The sequence below is a fragment of the Bacillus sp. ms-22 genome (assembly GCF_009759805.1).
GTDB classification, from domain to species: Bacteria; Bacillota; Bacilli; order Bacillales; family Bacillaceae; genus Bacillus; species Bacillus xiamenensis.
On sequence record NZ_CP046653.1, the window covers coordinates 1,223,512 to 1,240,065 of the forward strand.

Annotated in this window: 14 protein-coding genes, 1 pseudogene and 1 other annotated feature; of the genes and pseudogenes, 10 read left to right on the forward strand and 5 right to left on the reverse strand. The window is 38.6% G+C overall.

Going from position 1 to position 16,554, the window contains the following annotated elements; all coding sequences use genetic code 11:
- Positions 1–9: 9 nt before the first annotated feature.
- Positions 10–248 (forward strand) — a binding site (T-box leader).
- 53 nt (positions 249–301) lie between these two features.
- Positions 302–1,570 (forward strand): tyrosine--tRNA ligase, encoded by a 1,269-nt coding sequence (gene tyrS / locus GPA07_RS06435; RefSeq protein ID WP_008356358.1) that lies wholly within the window; start codon positions 302–304, stop codon positions 1,568–1,570.
- Between the two features lie 94 nt (positions 1,571–1,664).
- Here tyrS and GPA07_RS06440 read toward each other — a convergent pair.
- Positions 1,665–2,060: pseudogene (locus GPA07_RS06440) on the reverse strand (antibiotic biosynthesis monooxygenase family protein).
- A 267-nt stretch (positions 2,061–2,327) separates the two neighbouring features.
- On the opposite strand from GPA07_RS06440, the gene GPA07_RS06445 reads away from it, so the two are divergent.
- The 7 genes from GPA07_RS06445 (at position 2,328) to GPA07_RS06480 (ending at position 10,587) form a co-directional block, all read left to right on the forward strand.
- Positions 2,328–2,906 (forward strand): esterase/lipase family protein, encoded by a 579-nt coding sequence (locus GPA07_RS06445; RefSeq protein ID WP_442859333.1) that lies wholly within the window; start codon positions 2,328–2,330, stop codon positions 2,904–2,906.
- 215 nt (positions 2,907–3,121) lie between these two features.
- Positions 3,122–3,688: a restriction endonuclease subunit S gene (locus tag GPA07_RS06450; RefSeq protein ID WP_157292215.1), complete on the forward strand. Its 567-nt coding sequence runs from the start codon at positions 3,122–3,124 to the stop codon at positions 3,686–3,688.
- Positions 3,689–3,708: 20 nt separating this feature from the next.
- The gene (locus GPA07_RS06455) at positions 3,709–5,301 is read left to right on the forward strand and encodes a type I restriction-modification system subunit M (protein ID WP_157292216.1); all 1,593 of its coding nucleotides are present in this window, start codon (positions 3,709–3,711) and stop codon (positions 5,299–5,301) included.
- 4 nt (positions 5,302–5,305) lie between these two features.
- Positions 5,306–6,538, forward strand: coding sequence for a restriction endonuclease subunit S (locus GPA07_RS18810; protein ID WP_232532118.1), 1,233 nt, complete (start codon positions 5,306–5,308; stop codon positions 6,536–6,538).
- Positions 6,539–6,556: 18 nt separating this feature from the next.
- Positions 6,557–9,715, forward strand: coding sequence for a type I restriction endonuclease subunit R (locus tag GPA07_RS06470; protein ID WP_157292217.1), 3,159 nt, complete (start codon positions 6,557–6,559; stop codon positions 9,713–9,715).
- A gap of 19 nt (positions 9,716–9,734) precedes the next feature.
- The gene (locus GPA07_RS06475) at positions 9,735–9,938 is read left to right on the forward strand and encodes a hypothetical protein (protein ID WP_157292218.1); all 204 of its coding nucleotides are present in this window, start codon (positions 9,735–9,737) and stop codon (positions 9,936–9,938) included.
- A gap of 79 nt (positions 9,939–10,017) precedes the next feature.
- Positions 10,018–10,587, forward strand: coding sequence for a cysteine hydrolase family protein (locus GPA07_RS06480; RefSeq protein ID WP_008356348.1), 570 nt, complete (start codon positions 10,018–10,020; stop codon positions 10,585–10,587).
- Positions 10,588–10,620: 33 nt separating this feature from the next.
- On the opposite strand, the gene GPA07_RS06485 is transcribed toward GPA07_RS06480, so the two are convergent.
- The 3 genes from GPA07_RS06485 to GPA07_RS06495 form a co-directional block, all read right to left on the reverse strand.
- Positions 10,621–11,175: a hypothetical protein gene (locus tag GPA07_RS06485; protein ID WP_157292219.1), complete on the reverse strand. Its 555-nt coding sequence runs from the start codon at positions 11,173–11,175 to the stop codon at positions 10,621–10,623.
- A 319-nt stretch (positions 11,176–11,494) separates the two neighbouring features.
- Positions 11,495–12,097, reverse strand: a complete 603-nt coding sequence (gene rpsD, locus GPA07_RS06490; RefSeq protein WP_008356344.1) for a 30S ribosomal protein S4 — start codon at positions 12,095–12,097, stop codon at positions 11,495–11,497.
- A gap of 310 nt (positions 12,098–12,407) precedes the next feature.
- Positions 12,408–12,908: a GAF domain-containing protein gene (locus GPA07_RS06495; protein ID WP_157292220.1), complete on the reverse strand. Its 501-nt coding sequence runs from the start codon at positions 12,906–12,908 to the stop codon at positions 12,408–12,410.
- Between the two features lie 126 nt (positions 12,909–13,034).
- Here GPA07_RS06495 and refZ point away from each other — a divergent pair, with 126 nt between their 5' ends.
- On the forward strand, positions 13,035–13,700 hold the full coding sequence (refZ, locus tag GPA07_RS06500; protein ID WP_157292221.1) for a forespore capture DNA-binding protein RefZ: 666 nt from the start codon (positions 13,035–13,037) through the stop codon (positions 13,698–13,700).
- On the opposite strand, the gene hisJ is transcribed toward refZ, so the two are convergent.
- Positions 13,670–14,485 (reverse strand): histidinol-phosphatase HisJ, encoded by an 816-nt coding sequence (hisJ, locus tag GPA07_RS06505; protein WP_008356339.1) that lies wholly within the window; start codon positions 14,483–14,485, stop codon positions 13,670–13,672. The two genes, refZ and hisJ, sit on opposite strands and share 31 nt — an antisense overlap.
- A 340-nt stretch (positions 14,486–14,825) precedes the next feature.
- Between hisJ and ezrA the strand changes: the two genes are divergently transcribed.
- On the forward strand, positions 14,826–16,529 hold the full coding sequence (gene ezrA, locus GPA07_RS06510) for a septation ring formation regulator EzrA (protein WP_157292222.1): 1,704 nt from the start codon (positions 14,826–14,828) through the stop codon (positions 16,527–16,529).
- Positions 16,530–16,554: the final 25 nt, after the last annotated feature.

The window sequence follows — 16,554 nt, forward strand, 5'->3', positions numbered from 1 at the left end:
GTTGAATATGCAAAGGTTTTGACTGAGATTCAGTAGAATCATCTTTCCCTGTTCAAGAGAGCTGACGGCTGGTGCGAGTCAGTACAAAGAGATATTCGAATTACCCTCACGAACCGCTTTTACGAAAAGGGGCATACATGCTGCCTGATTAGTGAAAGAACGGATCTGTCCGTTATCAGTGTAAGTGAAAAGACGTGATATTTGTCTTTTAAGCAGGGTGGTACCGCGATATATATATCGTCCCTTCGTTCATTCGAAGGGGCGTTTTTTATGTTGAATTGTAAATAAAGGAGATTTGGATATGAGTCAATTGATGGAAGATTTAGCGTTCAGAGGATTAATTCAGCAGCAAACAGATGAAGAAGGTTTGACAAAATTATTAGCAGAAGAAAAAATCAAGCTTTACTCAGGCTTCGATCCAACAGCTGACAGCCTGCACATTGGTCACTTACTGCCAATTTTAACATTGCGTAGATTCCAAGAAGCAGGCCATCATCCGATTGCACTTGTTGGCGGCGCAACTGGCCTGATTGGTGACCCAAGTTTCAAAAAAGCAGAACGTTCACTAAACCCAGCAGAAATTGTCGAACAGTGGTCAGAGAAAATCAAAGGCCAGCTCTCTCAATTTCTTGATTTTGAAGTCGGCGAAAACCCAGCTGTCATCGTGAATAACTATGACTGGATCAGTCAAATGAATGTCATCACGTTCCTTCGTGATATTGGAAAGAACTTCGGTGTGAACTTCATGCTCGCAAAAGATATCGTTAGCTCTCGTATTGAAACAGGGATTTCGTACACAGAATTCAGCTACGTCATTTTGCAATCGTTAGACTTCTTAAACCTTTACAGAAATGAAAACTGTAAGCTGCAAATCGGCGGAAGCGATCAGTGGGGAAATATCACATCTGGACTTGAGCTAATCCGTAAGTCTGAAGCAGAAGGTGCGAAAGCATTCGGTCTGACAATGCCGCTTGTCACAAAAGCAGACGGCACGAAGTTTGGTAAAACAGAAGGCGGCGCGATCTGGTTAGATAAAGAAAAAACATCACCATATGAATTCTACCAATTCTGGATCAACACAGATGACCGTGATGTCGTGAAATACTTAAAATACTTTACGTTCCTATCAAAAGAAGAGATCGCATCGTACGAAGAAAAAGTGCAAACAGCTCCTGAAAAGCGAGAAGCACAGCGCCGTTTAGCAGAAGAAGTGACAACACTTGTACATGGCCGTGAGTCATTAGAACAGGCTGTCAACATCTCAAATGCACTATTTAAAGGCGAGATCAAATCTCTTACAGCGGAAGAAGTCAAAGTAGGCTTTAAGGATGTTCCATCAATGGAGAAAAGCAGCACAGAAGAATTAACACTTGTGGATGTCCTTGTCGAATCAAAGCTGTCTCCATCAAAGCGTCAAGCACGTGAAGATATCACAAATGGCGCCGTCTACATCAACGGAGAGAGACAAACCGATAAAGACTACGTCCTTTCAGCAGAAGACCGCATTGAAAACCAATTTACTGTCTTAAGAAGAGGGAAAAAGAAATATTTCCTTGTGACGTATAAATAAATAGCAAATATATCATTGAAATGCACCTCAAATATTAATATGTGGGTGCTTTTCTTTTTTAGAAGCAGGAATGAAGATGAAGGCTGCTGCAAGTTCAAGCGCCTGTTAAAAAGAGCCCACTATTTTGCAGGGCCTCATTCATTTGCTTATTTTCAAGGAGTGAATTTTTGTTTGTGTAATCATGCTCCACCTTGCAAATTCGGGTCGTATAGGATTCGTACCAATCTGTTTCCCCCTTTTTTTGAACACGCTGGTGCGCTGTATGTTCTTTCCATTCTTTGATTGCTGATAATGAATCCCAATACGACACAGTAATCCCAGTCCCGTGTTCATCTCGTACACTTTCAATTCCAAGAAAACCGCCCAAGTCTTTCGCTAATTGATCCATTCTTTGAGCAGCAGCAGCGTACTCTTTCTATTCAACATTTGTTCGTTTCGATGTGAAAATCACCGCATAGTATGGTGGTGCAGGTGTTTGAGTGAAGAGCATCTAGTAGAACCTCCTTTTGTCTATTCATATTATATAGGAAAGAAAGTCTCGTAGTCTTTTTGTTTTAATTTAAAAAAGTCCAAGGTGCTTTTTAATCATTTATAGTGCTACTAAATATTTTTATAAATATTACCTTGTTCACTTTTCTGTCATATTTTCCTTGTTTAAAATAGAGAGGAACAAGAAAAATAAGGAGGAATGAACGTGATATTTTTAAAGAAAACGAGATTGCAAATTCTTGTAGCGCTTGCATTGGTGATTGGTTCAATGGCCTTCATCCAGCCAAAAGAGGTCAAAGCGGCTGAACATAATCCGGTTGTGATGGTACATGGAATGGGCGGTGCGTCTTATAACTTTGCTTCGATCAAACAATACTTAGTAACACAGGGTTGGGATCAAAACCAATTATTTGCAATCGATTTCATAGATAAAACAGGCAATAACCTGAACAATGGCCCTCGTCTTTCTAGATACGTTAAAGATGTACTAGCCAAAACGGGCGCTAAAAAAGTAGATATTGTGGCTCATAGCATGGGTGGAGCCAACACATTATATTACATTAAGAACCTAGACGGCGGAGATAAAATTGAAAACGTCGTCACACTAGGTGGAGCGAACGGACTCGTTTCACTCAGAGCATTACCAGGCACTGATCCAAATCAAAAAATCCTATATACATCTATCTATAGCTCAGCCGATCTCATCGTCGTCAACAGCCTCTCTCACTTAATTGGCGCAAGAAACGTCCTTATCCACGGCGTTGGACATATCGGACTATTAACCTCAAGTCAAGTCAAAGGCTATATTAAAGAAGGATTGAATGGCGGAGGACAGAATACGAATTAATATAAAAATTTGCCAGCTTCCAATCATGGAAGTTGGTTTTCTTTATTTTCACCAGTAATTATTATTAATGAAGAAACTGGAGGAACTATTGATTAGTCGATAAATTAAAAGTAATCTGTGTGAATACTTGAAATGATTGTCGATGAAATCAGACTATGGTACGATGAATATATATTAAAAAGTAATTCGTGCGAATTACTAAATGAGGGCGGGATATGAAGCTTGAACAAATCATAACGATCAAAATGGGGAAAAATCAATCAAGAAAAAACGAACATGATCATGCTGACTTATCTACATATTCTTATGAAGATTTAATGAAAGATTTAGATGGCGCTTATTTAGACTCCATTGTAAATGAAAAAGAAAGCACATTATTAACGGTTGATCCGTACTTAACAAACGTTTGTGATGTGGTCTTTAGCTTTGTTAGTTCAGTTGCGGGCATTGTCAGTATAGAGACTCAAGGTAAAGTCATGAACCAGAACTTTGCCAAACTCATAATTGATACCGATAAGTTAGATAAGCATTATTTATGTTATGTTTTAAATGAATCTCAATTTATGAAAAAACAAATGGCGGTTTCTATGCAAGGAAGTACGGTTCCAAAACTAACACCTGGTATTTTTCGTGGGTTAGAAGTGCAGCTTCCTTCTATAGAAAAGCAAAAAATGATAGGAACAGCCTATTTTATTTTTAGAAAGCGTCAAGCGCTTATGAAGAAACAAGCAAAATTAGAAGAACAAATATTTTTAGAAGTATTAAATCAACATGATCAATAAAGAAAAGTGAGGAAATAACGATGGCTGACTTACATACAACATTATTTAGTGCCGCAGATGACCTTAGAAGCAAAATGGATGCTTCAGAGTATAAAAACTACTTATTAGGATTGATCTTCTATAAATATTTATCTGATCGATTATTAGAAAAAGTGGTCGAAGTTGCAGATGAATCACTGGAAGAATATGATACACAGGATAAACAAGCGCAATTATACAAAGAGTTGTTATCAGATGAGGATATTCAAAAAGACTTAATTGAAACATTAGTCGATACGATAGGGTATGATATCGAACCAACGTATTTATTTAGTGAGTTAGCGAGTCAGGCAAAACAGAATATCTTTCAGTTGAATGATTTGAATAAAGCATTCATTGATTTATCGACGAAATATATTCAATTTAGTGGCTTGTTTGATGATGTGGATTTGAAATCGAAAAAACTGGGGTCAGATGATCAACAGAGAAATATCACCATTACAGAGGTACTGAAAAAATTAAATGATGTCGATGTCATTGGCCATAATGGAGATGTCATTGGAGATGCCTATGAATATTTAATTAGTCAATTTGCCTCTGAAGCAGGGAAAAAAGCCGGCGAATTCTATACACCACATGAGGTGTCTATCATGATGGCGCGTATTGTGGCAATGGGACAAGAGGAGAAAAAATTATTCAGCGTGTATGACCCTACTATGGGTTCTGGTTCTTTAATGTTAAATGTTCGTAATTACATTAAGTATCCAGAAAGTGTGAAGTATCATGGACAAGAACTGAATACGACAACTTTTAATTTAGCAAAAATGAACTTAATTCTGCACGGTGTTGATTACGAGGACATGCGTCTGCGTAACGGGGATACATTAAATAAAGACTGGCCGACCGATGAGCCGTATACATTTGATTCAGTTCTAATGAATCCGCCATATTCAGCCAAATGGTCAGCAGATGATACATTTTTAGATGATTCACGTTTTAATCGCTATGGGAAACTAGCACCGAAATCAAAAGCAGACTTTGCTTTTCTTTTGCATGGCTTATATCATTTAAAAGATTCTGGAACTATGGCGATTGTCCTGCCACATGGTGTTCTTTTTAGAGGTGCAGCAGAAGGTGTCATCCGTAAGAAATTACTAGAAGATGGACATATTGATGCGGTCATCGGTTTACCAGCAAACTTATTCTTTGGAACAAGCATTCCAACGACTGTCATCATTTTAAAGAAAAACCGTACAACGCGTGATGTACTATTTATTGATGCGAGTAAAGAATTCACCAAAGGGAAAAATCAAAACAAATTATCAACTGACCACATTGATAAAGTAGTAGAGACATATCAAAAACGAGAAGAAGTAGAAAAGTATGCACATGTGGCAAGCTTTGAGGAAATCAAAGAAAATGACTTCAACTTAAATATCCCAAGATATGTTGATACATTTGAAGAAGAAGAGCCTGTCGACATGGCCGCCATCGGAGCAAAAATCCAAGAGATTCGAAAAGAAAAAGCAGAGCTAGAGTCTAATTTATATGACATGATTTCCTCCATGCAGTTTGATGAAAAAAATGCAGAATGGATGAAAGGTGCATTAGAGGTGTTTAAACGTGGGAAGTAAGAGAGTGCCAGAAGTTCGTTTTCCTGGATTTGGAGGGGAATGGGGAAAGACAAGGTTAAGTGAAATGGTAGAAATAATTGGTGGTGGAACACCGAGTACAAATGTCCCTGAATACTGGGATGGAGATATTAATTGGTATTCACCTGCGGAAATTGGTAATGAAATATATGTGAGTGATAGTAAAAGGAATATAACAGAACTTGGATTGAAAAAAAGTTCAGCGAGAATTTTACCTGCAAATAAAACGATTTTATTCACTTCACGCGCTGGAATTGGGAATATGGCTATATTAAAAAAGGAAGGAGCAACAAATCAAGGATTTCAATCTTTAGTAGTGAATGATGAAAATGATGTCTATTTTTTATATTCGTTAGGGAAAAAAATAAAAGAATATGCATTGAAAAATGCATCTGGTTCTACTTTTTTAGAAATATCAGGTAAAAAGTTAGGTAAAATGGAGTTGTTTATCCCTCAACTAAATGAACGTATTAAATTAGGCAACTTCTTCAAACAACTAGACGAAACAATTGCTATTCAAAAACAAGAACTAAACGCCTTAAAACAAACAAAACAAGGATTTTTACAAAAAATTTTTCCAAAAGAAGGAGAATCTGAACCTGAAATTCGTTTTACTGGGTTTAGTGGGGAGTGGAGAGAGAGTAGATTAATTTCTCTTGTGGATAGAGTAAAATCATACTCACTTTCTCGTGACATAGAGACGCTTAAAGATACCGGATATCGTTACATCCATTATGGTGATATTCATAAAAAAGTTGCGAATATTGTGGGGAGGAAAAATGAACTACCTAATATTCAAGTAGGTGACTTTGAGCTGTTGAAAAAGGGTGATTTAGTACTAGCAGATGCATCTGAGGATTATCAAGGAATAGCAACTCCTGCAATAGTTAATGATGATATTCCTTATAAATTAGTGGCTGGATTACACACTATAGCTTTACGACCTAAGCCAAAACAAGTTAACTCTTTGTTTTTATATTATTTAATAAACTCTCACCCCTTTAGAAAACATGGTTATAGAGTAGGTACAGGTATGAAAGTGTTTGGAATTAGCCTCACAAATATACTGAAGTTTGAATATGTGTATCCATCTATGGATGAACAAACTAAAATTGGGGATTTTTTCATGAAATTAGACGAAACAATTACTTTAAAAGAAAAAGAACTAGATATTCTAGAGCAAACTAAAAAAGCCTTTTTACAAAAGATGTTTGTCTAAGCAAAAGGGGGAAATAAAATGGGGAAGAATGAATATAGAGATGAAACAGAAATAGAACGTCAGTTAATTGAGGTAATGGGTGAAGGACATAATCAATGGAACTATCGTCCGGATTTAAAATCAGAATCCGACTTATGGCAGAACTTACGAAAGATCATCACACAAAACAACTTATCAGAAATTGGGGAACATCCGATTTCTGATAAGGAATTTGATAAAATTAAAACGGAAATTTTAAATAAAACGCAAACACCTTTTGATGCAGCAAGGTGGCTAAAAGGTGAAAATGGAATTGCTCGCATTACAATTGAACGAGATGATGTGTCCCTAGGTTCGATGTCACTCGTTCTTTATTCAAATCATGATATCGGTGGGGGCATTTCTACATATGAGGTTGTTCATCAAATTGCGAAAAAAAGAGCGAACATTGACGAACGTGACAGGCGTTTTGATGTGACGTTATTAATCAATGGGTTACCCATTGTGCAAATTGAATTGAAAAAAGTTACGGCAAAAGATGGGGTGTTTCAAGCATACAATCAAGTGAAGAAGTATGCAGAGGAAGGGCTATTTCGTAATAATATTTTTTCCACTCTTCAGTTATTTGTCATTTCGAATGAACAAACGACTCGTTATTTTGCCAATGCTCTGCCAAAAGATATGCATAAGAAGTTTGTTTTTAGTTGGCGGACAAAAGATAACCGAAAAGTGAACGACCTCTATGAATTTGTGAAACAAGTACTTAGAATTCCAAATGCACATCGACTGATCGCTCAATATACCGTTGTGAGCGAAGAAAATGATCAAAAAGCGTTAATGGTTTTACATCCATATCAAATACACGCAATTGAAGCATTGTTCACGGCAGCGATGAAACATGAATCTGGATATGTATGGCATGCAACAGGTTCAGGGAAGACATTAACGAGTTTCGTTGCAACCAAATTATTAGCAAGGAAACCAGGCGTTGACCGAACGATTATGCTCATTGATCGAAAAGATTTAGACAATCAAACAACGACAGAATTCACAAGGTTTGCGTCTGAATTTAATACAGGTATCTCTTCAGGTAAGGCAAAGTCTAATAGTTTAATCGTTGGAACTGGCAGTGCAAAAGAACTGAGTGAGACATTATTAGCGGATGCCAATTCAAATACCATTATTATTACGACTCGTCAGAAACTAGAGAAGGCTATCAATTATGCAAAAAAACAAGAAGAGCAGGATGGTAAGAACCGATTTCAAAAACTGATCGGTCAACATATTGTCTTTGTCGTTGATGAATGCCATCGAGCATTAAGTGCGGAGGGCATGGAGTCTGTGAAGAAAACGTTCCCTAATTCTACTTGGTTTGGTTTTACTGGAACACCTATTTTCGATGTTAATAAAAAACAACCAAAAGGGCAGTTAGCACGTACGACTCGTGATCAATACGGTGAAGAGCTTCATACATATACGATTAAAAACGCCTTAGATGATGGTGCAGTTCTAGGATTCCAAGTAGAACATGAAGATACGATTGAACCAAACTCTCTTAGCAATCATATTTTTTCTCGGCTTCGTCAAAATGACAAATACGCTCATCTTAGTGATGATGAATTAAATACGTATATTGATCAAATGGATGGGATAGAGAAGGAATCCCATTTGCCATCGACTATCTATGAAAGTGATGAGCATATTCAAAAGGTCATCCATAAGATATTTCGACCGGATAATGCTTATACAAAGTTTGATTTCAAAAACGGACGACCGCAAAAGTCCGCTATTTTGACAACAAACTCTATTGCGATGGCCAAACGATATTATGATGCGATAAAAAGGATGACGAAAGATCCTGATTGGATGGCAAAAGAGTTTGAAGGTCATCCGATTCGTAAAGGGCGAACGATAGAAGATAAGGATTTTCCTAGAATCGCGATCACCTACTCATTAAATGATAATGAAGAAACTTCAAAACTAGATCAAGAAGATATGATAAACATCATCAAAGACTATAATCAATCTTATGATACCGCTTGGTCGATTCAAGATATTGAGCGGTATAATGGGGACATTAACAACAGATTAGCCCGAAAAAAAGCGGAGTTTAAACAATTTGGTAAGCATATAGATTTAGTGATTGTGGTTGATCGCCTTTTAACTGGCTTTGATGCACCGACCATACAAACTCTTTTTGTGGATCGACTCTTAGAGTATGCGGGTTTAATTCAAGCTTTCTCGCGAACAAATCGTACATATCCTGGTAAAACAAAAGGGCTCATCATGACGTTTAGAAAGCCGTGGACGATGGAGTGGAATGTAGAGGAAGCGACCAAGACATACTCTAACGAACAGGAAGAAACGAATCTTGTTTATCCAACTTATGAAGAATCATTGAAACGATTTAAAAAGGCACATAAAACCTTAAAGTCACTTGATATCAATCTTTCTGAATTGGACGAGCATTCGCCAGTAGAGGAACGTGTTGAATTTGTTAAAGCATTCCAAGAGCTGAGTAATGCTTATGAAGCTCTCGTGACGTATGACAATTACAACGATGATATGGAAGCATCGAAAGCCTTGCGAGAACAAGTGATGACGATTGAAGAAAATATCGGGATATACAATACAATCAAAGGTTCACTAGTAGAAGATGGAACGAAAGAAGAGGAGACACCAAACTTCTCGGAAATTGAATTTTATGGTGAGAATTCTGTTAAGCTATACGACATTGACTCTGCCTTTATTGATCAACTGTTAGGAAATTACTCTGCCAATAATCATGATATCCGTCAAGAAATCGAAAAGGCACTTCAAAAATTGAAAAAAGCTGAAGTGGTAAAAGAGGTTTATCGTGCGATCCTCAATGAAATGGATAATAAACAGGTGAATCTAGATGAAGACATCTTAGTAGTCAAACGAAAATTCTTTACAAAAACGAAAAATTTCTATATACAAGAATTTGCTGAAACATGGTTTGTGGATGAGAACGAACTCCATTTATCGTCTATTCAATACATGATAGGAACTGATCCTATTCCGAATATTGGGAACATCATTGATAGTAAACAATTTGATCAATACAAAGCGATTCACCCAGATGCGAAACCATTAAAATACGGACCCGAAATGAAACGAGCGTGGAGAAGATTGTTAGACGAAGTGATTGTTCCTTTGGATGATGAATTAAGATAATCTTGATAAGGAGTTTTAAATGACGCAAAAACTCAAATTAGGCTATTTTCTCTATTTTCCGTGCTCATTTCTGATCATTTATTTCATCTGGATGAAAATCGTCAAATCAGTGCAGTGGGGAGAGGTCATGTCTAACTGTACATCGATCATTAGCATCTATGACATCATGGCCAGTGTGTGGTTTATCTTTTTGCTGCAAAAACAGACAAAACAGCGTACATAGCCGAATAAAAACATGTACAAATCAACCACCATTCTTTACACTACATATAGTGAATAACAATCATCGGGGGTGGGCGTTTGTGCAAAAGAATCAAAAGGCTTTGATTATTGTGGACGTACAGAAGGCGTTCGAGCACGAAAAATGGGGAGAACGGAATAATCTAGATGCAGAGAAGAATATCAATCGTCTATTGACGTTTTGGAGAAAAAAAGGCTGGACAGTCATTCATATTCAGCATACATCTGACAAGCCGAACTCCGTATTTCATCCGGCAAATGAAGGGCATCTCTTCAAAGAAATCGCCAAACCGCTAGATGAAGAAATGGTCATACGTAAGAAAGTCAACAGCAGCTTTATAGGTACAAACTTAGAGGAACAGTTAAGATCAAACCAGATTGATACGGTCGTGATCGCTGGACTCACAACACCGCACTGCGTATCTACCACAACAAGAATGAGTGGAAACCTAGGCTTTGATACATACCTCATTTCGGATGCAGTAGCTGCCTTTGGACTCACAGATCAAACTGGTACATATTATGACCCAGAAACGATCCATCGCCTCTCACTTGCAACACTGCATGAGGAATTTGCGACAGTCCTGACAGCAGAACAGCTGATGACAAAGTGGACAAGCGAAAGCACCTAGAATCATATCTAGGCGCTTTTTTGTTATAAGCCATTAAGCATGTTCATCCATCGGTGGTTTTCGCTGTTTCATCCCTGAATATATGAGATCAATTCCAATAAATAAAAAGCTGACAAAGAAAGATAAAATTAATGTGCCGTGTCCCCATATGGATACATTCACTAGTTTTATGTGAAGGACATACTTGATAGAGAGATGTAAAACGATCCAAGAAATGATCCACTCCAAAGCAGAAGTCAGCCATGCAGGGAGTTTGAGTAAATAGGCCAGCCCTTTGCCTATGAATAGAAGAAAAGGTGACAAAAAAACCACTATCACACCTACTAACAAAGAGAACGAGATCAATGAAAAAGATGAATCATATGTTATATATTCTCCAAAAAGAAAGTTTCCCCCTAAAGCCACTATGCACAGCATGACACTTGGAACTGTGATCACAAAACAGAGAGAAATAAAGATCAGTAAGATGAACAACATCGCAGCCAATACATTTGGTGGTGCATCTATGATCTGTTTTTTTCTTAAAAGAGAATAAGCGAAAATAGACAAGGCGAAGAGAATGAGAATCATGACTAATATAAAAAACATGGCATTCCTCCAGCTAAGTGCTATAGAAGAAGATGATAAGACGTCGGTGCTTTTTTTATTTCATCTATCATCATTGTACCAATAGACAAATTGCAGCTAAATATTTGTATGTGGGAATGACCATCACATAGTGAAGCGGAGATGGTGGTGATGCTGCGAAGAAAGGTTTTGGATAAGGATGTTGTTACACACTGTCATACATTCGCTTTCATCTTGTAGGTGTTAGGTCATGGTGGAACGCAAACAAAAAACCCTAGACATCCTTGAACAATCAAGGTCTCTAGGGTTTGTTTGCTCACTCTTTGAGAGAGTCATGAAATTAACGAGAGTAGAACTCAACGATTAGTTGTTCGCTGATTTCAGGCGCTAATTCAGAACGCTCTGGAAGACGAGTGAAAGTTCCTTCAAGTTTTTCAGCATCGAAAGAAAGGTATTCAGGAACGAAGTTGTTTACTTCAACTGATTCTTTCACAACTGCAAGGTTTTGAGATTTTTCACGAAGAGAAATCGTTTGACCTGGTTTCACAGAGAAAGATGGGATGTCTACACGGCTTCCATCAACAAGGATGTGGCCATGGTTTACTAGCTGACGAGCTTGGCGGCGCGTACGAGCAAGGCCAAGACGGTATACTAGGTTGTCAAGGCGAGTTTCAAGAAGGATCATGAAGTTTTCACCTTGTTTACCAGGAAGTTTAGCCGCTCTGTCAAATAGTGTACGGAATTGACGTTCGTTGACACCGTACATGTGACGAAGCTTTTGCTTTTCCTGTAATTGTAAACCGTATTCAGATAGTTTTTTGCGTTGTCCTGGACCATGTGGGCCTGGAGCGTAAGGGCGTTTTTCAAGTTCCTTACCTGTTCCGCTTAATGAAATGCCTAAACGGCGGGAAATCTTCCAACTTGGACCTGTATAGCGAGCCATAATGTGACTCCTCCTTATTGTTTTTATTTGTGAAAAATAAAAACCGTCTGCTCTTTGTCTTTTCTGTCATTATGTTTTCATGCATCCTCGCTCCAGCAGCAGGGAGTTACAAGATGCACCTCCATATAGAAGGAACAAAATGATACAAAAAAGCCGAACAAAAAGGCTGCCATATTTCACACAAACTCTATTATATGATGCTGGATAGGAGAAGTCAACCTATTTAAAGAGGAGAATGTCAAACCTGGTCGGCATTCATCGAGGAAGAAAGCAAAACAAAAAAGCAGACAATCTGCCTGCTTTTCCTGCATCATTCCGCATCCGTAGAGACGGATAACGCCTGTTGGAGAACCTCTGTAAATTGAATTAAGTAGGTCTCATCTACTTCACTAAAGCGGTCTTTCACTGGACTGTCAATATCGAGTACCCCAATGATTTGTCCATTTACTTTAAGCGGGATCACAATTTCAGACTGCGATGCTGCATCACATGCAATATGACCAGGGAATGCATGCACATCAGCGATACGCTGCACATCACCTGTCGCAAATGCGGTGCCGCAAACGCCTTTTCCAGAAGGAATGCGCACACAAGCAGGCAGTCCGTTAAACGGTCCAAGTACAAGTTCGCCACCCTTTGCCAAATAAAATCCTGCCCAGTTCACTTCAGGAAGTGAGTGATACAATAACGCCGCAGCATTTGCTAAGTTGGCAATCAGGTCTGGTTCGCCGACTGTGATCGCTTCTACTTGTTTAATCAGTAATTGATAGTCTTTCGATGGATCGCCAGACTGTTTTTCGACATGAAACATGAAAATCTCCTACTTTCTATCTCAAAAATACATAACTTGCGTTTTGCATGTGGGATTTGTCGAGCAATTGTAAAAGGAACTTCTGCCTTCATCTTGAAGTATGTACACATGAAGAGGGGTGAGCGGATGAAAACATCAACAAACGTGCAAACAAAAGACCGCATTATTGAAGCTGCCATCAGACTTTTTAACCAAAAAGGATTTTCTGGTACCTCTGTCCGTGAGATTGCGAAAGAAGCAAACGTCAACGTTGCCCATATATCTTATTACTTTCAAGGAAAAGGAGGACTGCTAGAGCAGCTCGTCTCCGATTTTTATGAAGGCTATATTCACATGATTGAATCGCACATCCAGCACATGGAAACCCGTCACGCAAAAGAATGTTTACTTCATGTGGTTTTTGATATTTTATCTTATCAGCATGAAAACCGTCAATTAACCCGTTTCGTTTATCGAGAAGTGACCATTGATTCGACGCTCATTAGGGAAATCATGTCGACCTATTTAACAAAAGAAAAATACTTGTTTCAACTGATCATTGAAAAAGGGAAAAAAACCCACGTGATTTGTGAGCAGCTTTCACTCTCCTCTTTCATGATTCAGCTGAAATCGCTTCTGATGATGCCGTATTTACAGCCTCAATATTTAGCGGAGGTGCTCTATATCAATCCAAGTGAGCCTTATTTTTATCAAACGTACTTTAAGGAACTAAGCCGCTCACTCCATCATTTACTAGAGCCGAAAGAGCCGGCACTGGATACTCACCTGAAACTGATCATGTCTTCAAACTGATCATACGCATACCCGAGATCTTCCGCTTGATGGGCATCAGACCCAAATATGAGCGGAATTTTTTTCTGTTTTGCGAAATCAATCATCCATTGCTCCAAATAGATACTTCTGGCATATGTCTTACGAAGACCTGATGTATTAAAATCTAAGGACATGCCTTTTTTTGCCGTTTCTTCAAGGCAAAGGGTGACCTTTTGACGTAGTTCAGGCGGCATCTCATATGGAAAAAGCTGTTTGAATTTCTGGACAAGGGTGATATGACCGATTCTCTTTGGCTTATAGTGACCTAAAGATGATAGAATAGAAGAATGAATTTGGTCATAGTAGCTTTCGTAGACCTGCTCGATACTGCCATAAATGCTGATCAGCTGCTTGAAGGCATGCTCGTCAAAATCAAGACAAATATAATCATCGCCAGCAGGAAGAAAGTGAACAGACAAAATACTATCGTCTAGTTCAGGACCGTAGCAGTCTAAAAAGGCACTTGTTTCCTGTTCATACTCTCTGATATAGTCGACCTCAAGCCCAGTTTTTACTATTAATTGTCCTTTGTATTCCTGTTTCAGCTGATCCAGCTTCGTCAAATACGCTTCAAGGTCTTGAAGCTTCATGGCGCTATCCTGCTCAGGTGTTGGATCGCGAAACGAAGGTGGCAGCGGAGCATGCTCGGTAAAGGTGATGGAATCAAATCCCTTTTTCATTGCTTTTTCAATATAAGAATGAAAAGGATCAAGCGTCCCGTGCGGGCAAAACGGAGTATGTAGATGTGCATCTTGTTTCAGCATGTCGTCACCTCTTGTCGATATTTTGAAAAACGTGATGTTGATCAGTGAAAATAATGAAAAATCATGACCAAAAATGTTGGTTACATGGTATCATAATAACAATGAAAACGACAGCTTCCGCATACATAAAAGCAGGTCACATTGAGACGTGTGATCAAATGATAGAAAGCGCTGAATGACTTTCTTGAAAAAACATACATAAAACCGTGAATGGATCGTCTTGGAAAACATACGATCCTGCTTATAAAAAGCAAATGCAAAGCGGACACGAAAGGGTTCTCAGGTCTATTCGGGACACTTTTACCCTGACATCACTTAGATCACAACAAGGGGGCTCATTATGGAGTTAATCATCGGTTTAATTGTCATTTTGCTTGCTTTGTTTTCAGTCGGTTACTTCCTTCGAAAAAATATATATAAAGAGATTGACCGATTGGAAGCATGGAAAATTGAAATTTTAAACAGATCAATTGTAGAAGAAATTTCAAAAATCAAACATTTAAAAATGACCGGAGAAACAGAGCAGTTTTTTGAAAGGTGGCGTGCAGAGTGGGACGATATCGTCACAGCCCATCTTCCAAAGGTAGAGGAGCTATTATATGATGCAGAGGAGTATTCTGATAAATATCGATTCTCCAAAGCTAAGCAAGTCCTGGCACATATTGGGGATTTGCTGGCAGCTGCTGATTCGAACATTGAAGACATTTTAAAAGAGATTGCAGACCTTGTCACAAGCGAGGAGCAAAACCGCAAAGACATTGAAAAGGTCAAAGAGCAATACCAAACCGTTCGAAAAAATCTGCTTGCATACAGCCATTTATATGGCACCCTTTATGACAAAATGGAGCAGGACTTAGATGAGGCCTGGGAAGGGATCAAGCAGTATGAAGAAGAGACAGAAAACGGAAACTACATGACAGCAAGAAAAATTTTGCTTGAGCAAGACCGCAGACTCGATCAGCTGCAATTATATATCAATGATGTACCGAAGCTCATCGCAGACTGCAAACAAACTGTACCAGGTCAGCTGACGAAGCTGAAAGACGGTTATAAAGAAATGACAGACAAAGGCTACAAACTGGAGCACATCCAAATCACAAAAGAACTGGATAATTTAAATAAACAGCTGACTCGAGCAGAAAAATTACTCATTGATGAACTCAATTTAGATGAAGCATCCAGCATTCTGCAATTGATCGATGATGCGATTCAGACATTGTATGATCAGCTGGAAGCAGAAGTAGAAGCAGGTCAGGAAATAAAAAGCAAGATGCCTGAGCTTGAGGAAGCATTCCAAAAGCTTGAACAGGATCATACGCAAACAAAGGCAGAAACAGCCCTTGTGAAAGAAAGCTACAAGCTGACAGCAGGAGAGCTTGATCAGCAGAAAGCTTTTGAGAAACGCTTAGAAGAAATTGAAAAGCTCATGAAGCAAATACGTGAGAAACTCGATCGTGATCATGTGGCATATTCTTTATTAATGACTGAAATAGATCAGCTCGAGACCTTTATCGAGGAAGCAAAAGCCTTGCATGAATCGTTTAAAGATCATCTTCAATCGTTACGAAAAGAAGAACTGCAGGCGAGAGAAACACTGACTGAACTTAAAACACTGCTGACAGATACAGTACGACAGCTGCATAAAAGCAATATTCCAGGCGTACCTGCTGACATCAAAGAACGTGCTGAAAAAGCGCAGGAGATGATTCAGCAAGTGCATGAGCAGCTTGAGAACCTGCCTTTGAATATGCCGGCAGTGAACCAACAATTAAAAGAAGCCTCTGAAACAGTGAGAAGTGTCGCTCATGAGACGCAAGAAATGCTCAGTAAAGTGGATCAAATTGAACGGATCATTCAATACGGCAACCGGTTCAGAAGTCAAAATCATATCTTGTCAGAGCAATTAAAAGAAGCAGAACGAAGATTTTATGCCTATGATTATAACGGTTCATTTGATGTGGCAGCAGCGGCTGTTGAAAAAGCATCACCTGGAGCCGTCCACAAACTTTTAGCGAAGCAAGAAAAAGAATACCAGCACCAATAAAAAAGCTGAAGTCCATTTTTAGGAC

Coding starts and splice junctions, on each gene's coding strand:
- tyrS (WP_008356358.1), top strand. CDS start 302: ATGAGTCAATTGATGGAAGATTTAGCGTTCAGAGGATTAATTCAGCAG.
- GPA07_RS06445 (WP_442859333.1), top strand. CDS start 2,328: ATGGCCTTCATCCAGCCAAAAGAGGTCAAAGCGGCTGAACATAATCCG.
- GPA07_RS06450 (WP_157292215.1), top strand. CDS start 3,122: ATGAAGCTTGAACAAATCATAACGATCAAAATGGGGAAAAATCAATCA.
- GPA07_RS06455 (WP_157292216.1), top strand. CDS start 3,709: ATGGCTGACTTACATACAACATTATTTAGTGCCGCAGATGACCTTAGA.
- GPA07_RS06470 (WP_157292217.1), top strand. CDS start 6,557: ATGGGGAAGAATGAATATAGAGATGAAACAGAAATAGAACGTCAGTTA.
- GPA07_RS06475 (WP_157292218.1), top strand. CDS start 9,735: ATGACGCAAAAACTCAAATTAGGCTATTTTCTCTATTTTCCGTGCTCA.
- GPA07_RS06485 (WP_157292219.1), bottom strand. CDS start 11,175: ATGTTTTTTATATTAGTCATGATTCTCATTCTCTTCGCCTTGTCTATT.
- rpsD (WP_008356344.1), bottom strand. CDS start 12,097: ATGGCTCGCTATACAGGTCCAAGTTGGAAGATTTCCCGCCGTTTAGGC.
- GPA07_RS06495 (WP_157292220.1), bottom strand. CDS start 12,908: ATGTTTCATGTCGAAAAACAGTCTGGCGATCCATCGAAAGACTATCAA.
- refZ (WP_157292221.1), top strand. CDS start 13,035: ATGAAAACATCAACAAACGTGCAAACAAAAGACCGCATTATTGAAGCT.
- hisJ (WP_008356339.1), bottom strand. CDS start 14,485: ATGCTGAAACAAGATGCACATCTACATACTCCGTTTTGCCCGCACGGG.
- ezrA (WP_157292222.1), top strand. CDS start 14,826: ATGGAGTTAATCATCGGTTTAATTGTCATTTTGCTTGCTTTGTTTTCA.